The organism is Stenotrophomonas rhizophila, from assembly GCF_001704155.1.
Taxonomy (GTDB): Bacteria; Pseudomonadota; Gammaproteobacteria; order Xanthomonadales; family Xanthomonadaceae; genus Stenotrophomonas; species Stenotrophomonas rhizophila_A.
Genome location: NZ_CP016294.1, coordinates 474,894 through 487,024 on the forward strand (window position 1 = coordinate 474,894; position 12,131 = coordinate 487,024).

Consider the following 12,131-nt stretch of genomic DNA (forward strand, 5'->3'; position numbering starts at 1 on the left):
CCTGCGATGCCTGAGCTGGATGCTTCCGATACCGCCGCATCAACACGCCTGGACCGGCTTCTGGTCCAGGTGGCCGAGGGCGACCGCCAGGCATTCGAGTCCGTATACCAGCTGGCCTCGGGCCGGCTGTTCGCGATCTGCCTGCACACCCTGCGCGACCGCCGCGATGCCGAAGAGGTCCTGCAGGACGTCTTCACCACGGTCTGGCGCAAGGCCACCCAGTTCGATGCCACGCGGGCCTCGGCCATGACCTGGCTCTCGATGATGGCGCGCAACCGCGCGATCGACCGCCTGCGCTCGGCCCCGCCGCGCCCGCTGGATGACCTGTCGGTGGCCGAAGAGATTCCCGATTTCGCGCCGCAGCCGGCGCAGGCGGCCGAGCACGCCTCCGACCGCGAGCGTCTGGATGATTGCCTGGATACCCTGGAACCGCGCCGCCGCTCGCTGATCCGCAGTGCGTTCCTGCACGGTGCCAGCTATGAAGAGCTGGCCCGCCGCATCGGTTCGCCGCTGGGTTCGGTGAAGAGCTGGATCCGGCGCGGGCTGGGCCAACTGCGGGTGTGCCTCGAACGATGAACATCCGCGACCTTCACGATATCCAAGACGACGGCCAGCCGCCGAGCGCCGACATCCTGGCCGGCGAATACGTGCTGGGCGTGCACGACGCCGCCGAGCGCCTCAAGATCGAACACCGCATCGCCACCGACCCGGGCTTCGCCCGGCTGGTCGAGCAGTGGCAGGTGCGGCTGGCCCCGCTGCTGGAAGAGCTCGGCAGCGAGGCGGTGCCGGCGCACCTGTGGCCGCGCATCCGCAGCGAGCTGGGCTGGCCGGCGGTGACCGCCGCGCCCAGGCTCTGGCAGCGCACCGGCTTCTGGCAGGGCATGACTGCCCTGGCGGCGGCGCTGGCACTGGTGGCGGTGTTCAACCGCCAGCCGCTGCCCACCGCCCCGTCCACCCCGGTGGCCGTCACCCCGGCGCCGACCCCGGCCGAGCCGGAGCAGGCGACCAAGCCGGTCACCCCGCTGCTGCACGACGATGGCACGCCCGGCTGGCTGGCCTCGGTCGACAAGGCACAGGGCAAGGTGTTGATGGTGCCCGTCCCCGCACCGGCCGATGCGGCTGGCCGCGCACCGGAGCTGTGGCTGATTCCGGCCGGCGGTACGCCGCGTTCGCTGGGCCTGGTGTCCATCAACCGTGCCCACACCGTGGCCGTGCCCGACGCGCTGCGTGATGTCCTTGTGAACGGATCGGTGCTGGCGATCACGCTGGAACCGTCGAGCGGGGCGCCGCAGGGCATTCCGACCGGTCCGGTCATCGCCAAGGGCGACATCGCCAACCTGTAACGGCCACCCCTTCCGGAAATTATTTTTCGGAAGGGGTGCATCCAAACGGCGCGAGCCTGCGTATCTCCTGATGAACCGCTCAGGAGACGCGCGACATGCTGTCCCGTTCCACCCCCGACCAACCCGCCCGCGCCCCGCGCGGCCGCTGGGCCACCGTGCTGCGCTGGTTCGACACCGGCGCCGCCGCGCCGGCCGCCGGTGGGAGCGGCAACCGCGTGGACTGGCTGCGGGCGATTCCCTTCGTGGGCATGCACCTGGCCTGCCTGGCGGTGATCTGGGTGGGGGTGTCGTGGGTGGCGGTAGGCGTGGCGCTGGCGCTGTACGCGGTGCGCATGTTCGCCATTACCGCCTTCTACCACCGCTACTTCGCGCACCGCACCTTTCGCACCTCGCGCGTGGTGCAGTTCGTGTTCGCACTGATCGGCGCGGCCAGCGTGCAGCGCGGCCCGCTGTGGTGGGCCGCGCACCACCGCAACCACCACCGCCACACCGAAACCGCTGCGGACCCGCATTCGCCCACCGTGCACGGCTTCTGGTGGAGCCACATGGGCTGGTTCCTCACCACCGAAGGCTTCCGCACCGACTGGGCGCGCATTCCGGACCTGGCGAAGTATCCGGAGCTGCGCTGGCTGGACCGTTTCGACACCCTGGTGCCAGTGGCACTGGCCGCTGCGCTGTACGGGCTTGGTGCATTGCTGGAACACGTCGCGCCGGGCCTGGGCACCAGCGGCGGGCAGATGCTGGTGTGGGGCTTCTTCATTTCCACGGTGGTGCTGTTCCACGCCACGGTGACGATCAATTCGCTGGCGCACCGCTTCGGCCGCCGCCGCTTCAACACCGGCGATGACAGCCGCAACAACCTGTGGCTGGCCCTGCTCACCTTCGGCGAGGGCTGGCACAACAACCACCACTTCTTCCCGGGCACGGTGCGCCAGGGCTTCTATTGGTGGGAAGTGGACATCACCTGGTACGGCCTGCGCGCGATGGCCGCGCTGGGCCTGGTGCGTGACCTCAAACCGGTGCCGGCCTGGGTGCTGGCCAAGGCGGAGCACTGACATGCGCATTGCCGTGATCGGATCGGGCATCGCGGGACTGGCCAGCGCCTGGTGGCTGAGCCAGCGCCACGAAGTGACGCTGTTCGAGGCCAACGACTACCTCGGCGGCCACACCCACACTCATAACGTGATGGTGGATGGCCGCGCGCAGGCGGTGGACACCGGCTTCATCGTGTTCAACCCGCAGCACTACCCGCTGCTGACCACGCTGTTCGATGAGCTGCACGTGGCGTCGCAGCCCACCACCATGAGTTTTTCGGTGCACAGCGAACGCACTGGCCTGGAGTACAACGCCACCACGCTGGATACCCTGTTCTGCCAGCGCCGCAACCTGCTCTCGCCGCGCTTCTGGGGCATGCTGCGCGACCTGCGCCGCTTCTATCGCCAGGCGCCGGCGCTGCTGCACAGCGGGGAAGAGGGACCGTCACTGGGCGACTACCTGAAGCAGGGCCGCTACGGCGAGGCCTTCGTCCAGGAGCACCTGCTGCCGATGGCCTCTGCGCTGTGGTCATCGCCGGTCCAGGCCTTGGCCGACTTCCCGGCGCGTTACCTGGTGCAGTTCATGGCCAACCACCAGATGCTGCAGATGACCGGGCGCCCGGCGTGGCGGGTGGTGCAGGGCGGTTCGGCGCGTTATGTGGAAGCGATGCGGCGGCGCTGGCGGGTACGCGAGCGGCTGGAATGCCGGGTGCTGGGCGTGGAGCGGCAGGAGCACGGGGTGCGCGTGCTCACCGCCGATGGGCTGGAAGGCTTCGACCAGATGGTGCTGGCCTGCCACAGCGACCAGGCGCTGGCACTGCTGTCCGATGCCGATGCCACCGAACGCAGCGTGCTCGGCGCGATCCGTTACCAGCCCAACGAGGTGGTGCTGCATACCGATGCCAACCTGCTGCCACGCAACCGCAAGGCCTGGGCGGCGTGGAACGCACACGTGCCGCGCGACCCGTTGGCACCGTGCACGGTCAGCTACTGCATGAACCTGCTGCAGGGCATCGATACGCCCACGCCGCTGGTGGTGACGCTCAACCGTACCGACGCGATTGCGCCGGAGAAGATCCTGCGTCGGATGCAGTACGCCCACCCCGTGCACGACCACGCCATGGTGCGTGCACAAGGGCGCTGGGCCGAAGTGCAGGGGCGGCGCCGCACCTGGTTTGCCGGCGCTTACTGGGGCTGGGGCTTCCATGAAGATGGCATCCGCAGTGCGCGCCGGGTGGTGGAGGCGCTGCAGTCGCTGGATGCCGAGGCGTACTGGCCGCTGTCGCAGGGCGTACCGGCATGACGGCCAGTGCGATCTATCGCGGCAGGATGCAGCACCGCCGGCATGCGCCGCAGCCGCACGCGTTCGACTACCCCATCGCGCAGCTGCTGATCGACCTGGACGAGCTGGACCACCTGTTCGACGGCCGCTGGTTCTGGTCGGTGAACCGCCGCAACCTGGCCGAGTTCCGCCGCAGCGATTACCTGGGCGAACCGGACCAGCCGCTGGCCGATGCGGTGCGCGGACGCATCACCCAGACGCTGGGCCATGCACCGCCGGGTCCCGTGCGCATGCTTTCGCACCTGCGCCATGCCGGACATATCTTCAACCCGGTCAGCTTCTATTACTGCTACGCCGCCGATGGCACCACGCTGGACTGCATCGTAGCCGAGATCACCAACACGCCCTGGCAGGAACGCCACGCCTACGTGCTGCCGGTGGCGCACGCCGACGCGCACGGCCGCGCGCTGGCCTGGACCTTCGGCAAGCAGTTCCACGTTTCCCCGTTCCTGCCGATGGACTGCGAATACCGCTGGCGCTTCACCGCGCCGGGCGATGACCTGCACGTGCACATGCAGGTGTGGCGCAACGGCGAGCGCCAGTTCGACGCCGACCTGGCCCTTCGGCGCCATCCCCTCACCGGCCCCGGCCTGGCCCGCGTGCTGCTCCGCCACCCGCTGATGACGGTGCAGGTGGTGGCCGCCATCCACTGGCAGGCGCTGCGGCTGTGGCTCAAGCGCACGCCCGTCCACGACCACCCTTCCATTGCTGGAAAGCACCCATGAACGACATGACCCGACCGCTTGCCCTGCCTGAGCCCAGCACGCTGGAAGCGTTCCTGCGCCGCCGCCTGCTGGCCCAGCTGGCCCCGCTGCAGGGCGGCCGGCTGCAGCTGCGCGATGCGCTGGGTGATGTCTCCATCGGTGACGCCGCTGCACCGCTGCAGGTGACGGTGTGGGTCGACAACCCGGCTTTCTACCGTGCGGTCGGCGCACAGGGGAGCGTGGGTGCCGGTGAGGCCTACATCCGCGGCGAGTGGCGCTGCGACAACCTCGTTGGGCTGGTGCAGCTGCTGGTGCGCAACCGCGCGCTGCTCGATGGCATGGAGCGCGGCCCGGCGCGGGTGGGCGGCTGGCTGCTGCAGGGCTGGAACTGGCTGCGCCGCAACACCCGCGAAGGCAGCCGCCGCAACATCGCCGCGCACTACGACCTGGGCAATGCGTTCTTCTCGCTGTTCCTGTCCCGCGACCTGATGTATTCCTCGGCGCTGTACGCCGAGGCGGGTGACACGCTGGAAGTGGCCTCGCAGCGCAAGCTGGCGCGGATCTGCGAACAGCTTCAGCTCAAGCCGGGCGACCGCGTGGTCGAGATCGGCACCGGCTGGGGGGGTTTCGCGGTGTATGCCGCGCTTCACCATGGCTGCCACGTCACCACCACCACCATCTCCAGGGAGCAGTACGCGCTGGCCACCGAACGGGTGGCCAGCGCGGGGCTGCAGGACAAAGTGACGGTGCTGCTGGAGGACTACCGCGACCTGGAGGGCCAGTACGACAAGCTGGTCTCCATTGAGATGATCGAGGCCATCGGCGCGCAGTACCTCGATACCTACTTCGCCACGCTCACCCGGCTGCTCAAGCCGGAAGGCCTTGCGCTGCTGCAGGCCATCACCATCGAAGACGAACGCTACGAGCAGGCGCGGCGCAGCGTGGACTACATCAAGCGCTTCGTGTTTCCAGGCAGCTTCATTCCTTCGCTGCACGCGATCATGGCGGCCAAAACCCGCAGCAGCGACCTGCAGCTGATCGGCCAGCACGACTTTGGCCAGTCCTACGCGCTCACCCTGCGTGCCTGGCGGCTTCGCTTCCTGTCGCAGCTGCCGGCGGTGCGCGCGCAGGGCTTCGATGAGCGCTTCATCCGCCTGTGGGAGTTCTACCTGGCCTACTGCGAAGGTGGCTTCCTGGAACGCTCCATCGGCGTGTCGCAGCTGCTGCTGGCGCGGCCCGGCTACCGGCCGGCACCGATCGAGGGTACCCACTGAGATGCGCCACTTCTGGGCCAATGTCATCGGCAACCAGCTGGTGTGGCTGTGCGCGGTGGTCGGCGCCGGGCAGGGGCTGCGCTGGCCGGCGCTGCTGGCCGCGGCTGCCTATGTGGCCAGCCAGCTCGCCATGTCCGCGCAGCCCAGCGTCGATGTCAGGCTGCTTGGGGTGGCCGTGTTGTGCGGGCTGGTCGTGGATGGTCTCGCGGGTGCAAGCGGGCAGGTGGTGTACGCCGCTGCCTGGCCCAATGCGTGGCTGGCGCCGGTGTGGATCCTCGCGCTGTGGGCCGCATTCGCGATGACGCTTACGGTTTCCCTGAAGGTGTTGCAGCGGCGGCTCTGGCTGGCCGCGCTGCTCGGCCTGGTCGCGCCGCTGGCGTATCTCTCCGCCGCGCGCGGCTGGTCGGCGGTGGCGTTCCCGTCGCCGTCATGGCAGGGCGTGGCCGTTCTTGCCCTGGGCTGGGCCATCGCACTGCCCCTGCTGGCCCTCTGCGCGCGCCACTGGCAGCGCGGGTCGGCGCCAGTGGCTACGAACACCAAAGGAGCGCATGCATGATGAATCTTGGATGGGTCTGGCTGTATGCCGCACTGATCATGTGCTGGGGCTGGTGGTGGCAGCGCCGCCACCAGAACATCGGCGTGGTCGATGTGCTGTGGGCCAAGGGCGTGGGCGCCTCGGCACTGCTGCTGGCGTGGCTGGGCGATGGCGCAACCGCGCCGCGCGTCGCGCTGGCGTTGCTGGGCGGGCTGTGGGGATCGCGGCTGGCCCTGCACCTGTGGAAGCGCGTGCGCAGCGAAGACGAGGATGGCCGCTACCAGCACCTGCGCCGGCACTGGAACGGCCACCAGGGCAAGATCTTCGGCTTCTTCCAGTTCCAGGCGTTGCTGATCGTGCTGTTCGCATTGCCATTCGTGGCGGTGTCTCAGAGCGCGGCGCTGCCGATGGGCTGGATCATCGCCGCCATCGCAATGTGGCTGCTCAGCGTGGGCGGCGAATCGCTGGCCGACCGCCAGCTGGCACGCTTCCGCGCCGACCCGGCCAACAAGGGCAAGACCTGCCGCAGCGGCCTGTGGCGCTACTCGCGCCATCCCAACTACTTCTTCGAATGGCTGCACTGGTTCACCTACGTGCTGCTGGCCGTGCACTCGCCGCTGTGGTGGTTGGCCTGGTCCGGACCCGTGGTGATGTACGTGTTCCTGCGCTGGGTGAGCGGCATTCCGTTCACCGAGGCGCAGGCGCTGCGCACCCGGGGTGAGGACTACCGCGACTACCAGCGCAGCACGCCGATGCTGTTTCCGTGGTTCCCCTCCCGCACTGCTTCGCCCCGCAAGGAGTCTTCACCGTGAATGTCGCCCGAGAATCGCTGCCGCTGCCCGACTACGCGCCCGGGCTGACCGGCCTGGCCGAACGCGGCCTGCTGCCCGATGCGCTGCTGCGGCTGGGCATCCGCCGCCAGTGCGAGGCGCGCCTGCGTGAGGAAAGCGCAGGCACCGTGGAAGAGCAGGCGCAGCGCTTTTCCGCGCGCATCGTGTCGCTGTCGCGCAGCCCGCTGGCGCTGCACGTGGACGCGGCCAACCGCCAGCACTACGAAGTGCCCGCCGCGTTCTTCCAGGATTGCCTGGGTGCACGGCTCAAGTACAGCAGCTGCTACTACCCCACCGGCACGGAAACGCTTGATCAGGCCGAAGAGGCGATGCTGGCCCTGTACGGCGAGCGCGCCGAGCTGGCCGACGGCCAGGACATCCTGGAGCTGGGCTGCGGCTGGGGCTCGCTGACGTTGTGGATGGCCGAGCGCTATCCCGCCTCGCGCATCACCGCCGTATCCAATTCCAACAGCCAGCGCGAGTACATCCTGGGTCAGTGCCGCATACGTGGTCTCACCAACGTGACGGTGCTGACCCGCGATGTGAACGAGTTGATCCTGGAACCGGGCAGCTTCGACCGCTGCGTGTCGGTGGAGATGTTCGAACACGTGCGCAACTACGCCCGGCTGCTGCAGCGCATCCACCAGTGGCTGCGCCCGAACGGCAAGCTGTTCGTGCACATCTTCGTGCACCGCACGCTGATGTACCCGTTCGAGACCGAAGGCGATGACAACTGGATGGGGCGGCACTTCTTCACCGGCGGACTAATGCCGGCCGCCGACACGCTGCTGCACTTCCCCCAGTACATGCAGCTGCAGCAGCGCTGGCTGCTGGACGGCACCCACTACGAACGTACCGCCAACCACTGGCTGGAGCGCCAGGACCAGAACCGCGACGCCGTGATGGCGGTGCTGCGCCAGGGCTACGGCGAGGCCGCCGCCGCACTGTGGTTCCAGCGCTGGCGCATGTTCTGGATGGCCTGCGCCGAGCTGTTCGGCTACCAGAAGGGCCAGCAGTGGATGGTGGCCCACTACCTGTTCGACCGCGCCTGACCCCTCATGAGGAAAACGCCATGAAGCTACGCCCACTGCTTCCCCTCCTCGCCGCCGGCATGTTGCTGGGCGGCTGCGGTGGCAATACCCGTCCCATTCCGCCGGTGGCCCACGTGGACGTGCCGCGCTTCATGGGCGACTGGTATGTGATTGCCCACATTCCCAGCCGGCCCGAGCGCGAAGCGTTCGATGCGGTGGAGTCCTACGCGCTTCGCCCGGACGGGCGCATCCAGACCACCTTCACCTACCGCAAGGGCAGCTTCGATGCGCCGGTGAAGACCATGCATCCGATCGGCACGGTCAAGGAAGGCACCAACGGTGCCGAGTGGGGCATGCAGTTCGTGTGGCCGATCAAGGCCGAGTACGTGATCGTGTACCTTGACGATGACTACCAGCAGACCATCGTCGGTCGCAGCAAGCGCGACTACATGTGGCTGATGGCGCGCACCCCGCAGATCTCCGATCAGGACTACCAGGCGGCCATGACCCGGATTGCCGCGCTGGGCTATGACCTGTCGCAGGTGCGCCGCGTACCCCAGTCAGCCGCGACCAACCGCCCGAAGCCATAACTGGGGCGCGGTTCTCAGGCCCTGAGAAGGCCTTGGGGGATACTGGAACCCAAGGCGGACAGAGGGCGGCGACATGGCGGACAAGTACTGCGATCTGGTCATGAAGGGCGGCATCACCAGCGGCATCGTGTACCCCAATGCGGTGCTGTCGCTGGCCCGCGAGTACCGCTTCAAGAACATCGGCGGCACCTCGGCCGGGGCGATCGCCGCCGCCGTGGCCGCTGCCGCGGCGCTGGGCGACCGGCGCTGCCGGGCCGGTGAACCGATGGGCCCGCAGGCCGGCTTTGCCGGGCTGGCCGATGTGTCCACCCAGTTGTCGCGGCGCGGCTTCATCTACAGCCTGTTCCAGCCGGCTTACGGTGCGCGTACCGCTTACCGGCTGCTGGTGATGCTCACCGGCAAGGCGAGCCTGCCGCGCAAGATCCTGTGCCTGCTGGCGGCGGTGTTCGCCATCGCCCCGCTGGAACTGCTGGCCGCGCTGGTCGGGCTGCTGGGCATCGGCTGGCTGGCCGCAGGAGTGGAGGGCATGTGGGCCACGCTGCTGCCGTCGCTGCTGTGCGCGTATGGGGCGGGGGTACTGGCGTCCGCGCTGCGGGTGGCGCGGGTAGCGCGGCGCAACCTGCTGGGGCTGTGCTCGGGCGCCACCCAGAGCGGTGCCGACAAACCTGCGCTGACCGACTGGCTGCACACCCAGCTGCAGGCCCTGGCCGGCAAGCCGCTGGACCAGCCGCTGACCTTCGCCGACCTGCATGACGCCCCGCGTTACAGCGGCGAGCCGGAGGGCGCGCACGCGGTCAGCCTGCAGATGATCACCACCTGTGTATCGCACACCGAGCCGCGCACGCTGCCGTTCGGCGCCTCGCAGTTCTGGTTCCGGCGCGATGAGTTCGAACAGCTGTTCCCGGCCAGCGTAGTGGCGTGGCTGCTAGCCCGCGCGGGCGCGCCGCATCACGTGGACGGCGTGGACTACTACCGCCTGCCCGAAGGCGAGCAGCTGCCGGTGCTGGTGGCCACGCGCATGAGCCTGAGTTTTCCGCTGCTGATCAGCGCGGTGCCGCTGCATGAGCCGGCCCGGCGCGAGCGCCGCTGCGAACCCATGGCCGATGCCGCGCCCGCGCACGGCGATCGCAACGTGGCCGACAGCACCGAAGGCTTGACCAGTGGTGGCCACGGCACCGGCCCGGCGATCACCGCGTTCCGGGTGTGCTGGTTCTCCGACGGCGGCATCAGCAGCAACTTTCCCATCCATCTGTTCGACGCCGCGCTGCCGCGCTGGCCCACCTTCGGCATCAACCTGGTGTACCCGCACACCGCCGAACCACTGCGCGCCGCGCCAGACTCGCCCGACGCGATCAACGCCGCAGTATTCCTGCCCACCGAAAACCGCCATGGCTGGCAGCGCAGCTATCAGTCCATCGCACGCCCGCTGGCAGCGGCGGAGATGTCCGGCTTCCTGTTCTCCATCGTCTCCACAATGCAAAACTGGCGCGATGTGCTGCAGGCACGCGCGCCAGGCTACCGCGATCGCATCGTGCACGTCACCCTGCAGGGCGACGAAGGCGGCATGAACCTGGACATGCCGCAGGCGGTGCTCAGCCGGATTGCCGCCAAGGGCAGTGTGGCCGGTGAGCGCTTCTGTGATTTCTCGTTCGCCAATCATTATTGGATCCGCTGGCGGAACCTGGCGTCGGCGTATCAGCGCTACACGGTGGAGGTGGCGCGTACCGATGACCCCGCGCAGCGCGTGAGCGCCTGGCAGGACGCCTACGAAACGGTTGCGCAGGGGGCGCCACCGCCCCCCTCCTACCGGTTCAGTTCGGAAGAGAAGCGCCGCGAATCGCAGCAGTTGTGGCGGTTGATGGTTGAACAGGGCCAGACCTGGGAAGACCTCGGCCCGGACCTCACCGACGGCGCCCCTCGCCCGTTGCCGCAGATGAAGGTGACGCCCAGCTATTGACCGCAATGCGGTCAATAGCGGTAGCGCCGGCCGTTGGCCGGCCCTCATGAACGTTGCGGCATCCCGACGGCCGGCCGACGGCCGGCGCTACCGGGACCCGGTCACGCGCGCCCCGGCAGCTGCGCGAACGCGCGCTGCATGCAGTCCTCGCGCGGGCAGACCCGGCAACCCGGGCCGATGGACACCGAATTGCCCGGGCTCTGGATATCCAGCCCGCGCGAATAGATCAGCCGCTCGGCGTGCTGCAGGTCGCACCCCAGCGCGACCGCAAACGTCTTGCGCGGCTGGCCATGACCAATCGGGCCGCTGCTGACCTGCCGTGCCAGCCAGAAGTGGCGGCGCCCGTCGGGCATGCGTGCGGTCTGGGTCAGCACCCGCCCGGGCTGGTTGAAGGCCTCGTACACGATCCACAGCGGACACGAGCCGCCCACCTGCGAGAAGTGGAAATCAGTGGCCGAGTGCCGCTTGGACACGTTGCCGGCGCGGTCCACCCGGATGAAGAAGAACGGCAGCCCGGGCGCACTGCGTCGGGCCAGCGTGCTCAGCCGGTGGCAGACCGCTTCAAAGCCCACCCCGAAACGGTGCGCCAGCGCATCGATGTCGTAAGCGCAGTGTTCGGCCGCACGCAGGAATTGCGCATACGGCATCACCAGCGCGCCGGCGAAGTAGTTGGACATGCCGATTCGCGCCTGTGCGATCTGCTCTGGTTCGCGGAAGCCCGCGCGCGCGATCACCGCATCGATCTGCGCCGCATATCCAAGCAGGGCCAGCTCGGCCGCCATCTGGAACGCCTGCTGGCCCGGTTCCAGGTAATCGGGCAGCCACAGCGTGCGGCTGCCGCCGTCGTACACGCGCTTCTCGCGCCCGGCCTGCAGCGGCCCCACTTCCACCAGCACGCCGTGGCGGTCGGCCAGCAGCTGGCGCAGGCGCGGCGCTACGTGCCCGGCCACCAGCCCCCATTCGCCGAACAGGTGCTCGGCCAGGTCGTCCAGTTCGGGAATGTGGTTGTGCATGCGGTTGAAGAAGTCCCGCACCTGGTCGCCGGCCGGCAGCGAATGCCCGGCCTGCGGGTCGCCCAGCTGGAACTCCAGCGCGGCGGCGTGTTCGCGCAGCAGCAGGTGGCGGCGGTGCAGGTCGAGCAGGGCCCGGCTGATCTGGGGCAGGTTGCCGGCCATGGCGCGCAGCTCGGTGCTGCTGACCTCGTCCAAGCCCAGGTCGCGCAGGGTCTCGCCCAGCGCTTCCTGCAGCGCGCCGGGCTCATCGACGTCGAACAGGTCGGTAACGTCGCCCAACACCTCGCGCAGTTTGCCCTGCACGGCCGGGGTCAGGGGGCGCTTGTTGCGCTCGATCTGGTTCAGGTAGCTGGCCGACAGCCCCAGTGCCCGTGCGAGGTCGGCCTGGCTGTAGCCGCGCTGCTCGCGCAGCTTGAGCAGGCGCAGGCCGATCTGGCGATGGGGGAGCTGGCTATTCACAGAATTAACAGAAATCGTA

General features: G+C 68.8%; 12 protein-coding genes. 11 read left to right on the forward strand and 1 reads right to left on the reverse strand.

Going from position 1 to position 12,131, the window contains the following annotated elements:
* Window positions 1–6 precede the first annotated feature (6 nt).
* The 11 genes from BAY15_RS01930 (at window position 7) to BAY15_RS01980 (ending at window position 10,640) form a co-directional block, all read left to right on the forward strand.
* A complete protein-coding gene (locus tag BAY15_RS01930) occupies window positions 7–576 on the forward strand; it encodes a sigma-70 family RNA polymerase sigma factor (RefSeq protein WP_068848483.1) in 570 nt (189 codons plus the stop codon).
* Window positions 573–1,343: an anti-sigma factor gene (locus BAY15_RS01935; protein ID WP_068848485.1), complete on the forward strand. Its 771-nt coding sequence runs from the start codon at window positions 573–575 to the stop codon at window positions 1,341–1,343. The genes BAY15_RS01930 and BAY15_RS01935 overlap by 4 nt, the downstream gene beginning before the upstream one ends.
* 95 nt (window positions 1,344–1,438) lie before the next feature.
* Window positions 1,439–2,398, forward strand: coding sequence for an acyl-CoA desaturase (locus BAY15_RS01940; protein WP_068848487.1), 960 nt, complete (start codon window positions 1,439–1,441; stop codon window positions 2,396–2,398).
* Between the two features lies 1 nt (window position 2,399).
* A complete protein-coding gene (locus tag BAY15_RS01945) occupies window positions 2,400–3,680 on the forward strand; it encodes an NAD(P)/FAD-dependent oxidoreductase (RefSeq protein ID WP_068848489.1) in 1,281 nt (426 codons plus the stop codon).
* On the forward strand, window positions 3,677–4,444 hold the full coding sequence (locus tag BAY15_RS01950; protein ID WP_068848490.1) for a DUF1365 domain-containing protein: 768 nt from the start codon (window positions 3,677–3,679) through the stop codon (window positions 4,442–4,444). Before BAY15_RS01945 ends, BAY15_RS01950 begins: the two co-directional genes overlap by 4 nt.
* Window positions 4,441–5,697, forward strand: coding sequence for an SAM-dependent methyltransferase (locus tag BAY15_RS01955; protein WP_068848492.1), 1,257 nt, complete (start codon window positions 4,441–4,443; stop codon window positions 5,695–5,697). Before BAY15_RS01950 ends, BAY15_RS01955 begins: the two co-directional genes overlap by 4 nt.
* A 1-nt stretch (window position 5,698) precedes the next feature.
* Window positions 5,699–6,253 carry a DUF2878 domain-containing protein gene (locus BAY15_RS01960; protein WP_068848494.1) on the forward strand — a complete coding sequence of 185 codons (555 nt, stop codon included), beginning with the start codon at window positions 5,699–5,701 and terminating at the stop codon, window positions 6,251–6,253.
* On the forward strand, window positions 6,250–7,044 hold the full coding sequence (locus tag BAY15_RS01965) for a DUF1295 domain-containing protein (RefSeq protein ID WP_068848497.1): 795 nt from the start codon (window positions 6,250–6,252) through the stop codon (window positions 7,042–7,044). Before BAY15_RS01960 ends, BAY15_RS01965 begins: the two co-directional genes overlap by 4 nt.
* Window positions 7,041–8,114, forward strand: a complete 1,074-nt coding sequence (locus BAY15_RS01970; RefSeq protein ID WP_068848499.1) for an SAM-dependent methyltransferase — start codon at window positions 7,041–7,043, stop codon at window positions 8,112–8,114. Before BAY15_RS01965 ends, BAY15_RS01970 begins: the two co-directional genes overlap by 4 nt.
* Before the next feature lie 20 nt (window positions 8,115–8,134).
* Complete coding sequence (locus BAY15_RS01975; RefSeq protein ID WP_068848501.1) at window positions 8,135–8,683, forward strand: lipocalin family protein; 549 nt, start codon at window positions 8,135–8,137, stop codon at window positions 8,681–8,683.
* A 73-nt stretch (window positions 8,684–8,756) separates the two neighbouring features.
* Window positions 8,757–10,640 (forward strand): patatin-like phospholipase family protein, encoded by a 1,884-nt coding sequence (locus tag BAY15_RS01980; RefSeq protein ID WP_068848503.1) that lies wholly within the window; start codon window positions 8,757–8,759, stop codon window positions 10,638–10,640.
* Between the two features lie 101 nt (window positions 10,641–10,741).
* Here the strand turns inward: BAY15_RS01980 and BAY15_RS01985 are convergent, their stop codons facing one another.
* A complete protein-coding gene (locus BAY15_RS01985) occupies window positions 10,742–12,112 on the reverse strand; it encodes a helix-turn-helix domain-containing protein (protein ID WP_068848505.1) in 1,371 nt (456 codons plus the stop codon).
* Window positions 12,113–12,131 lie beyond the last annotated feature (19 nt).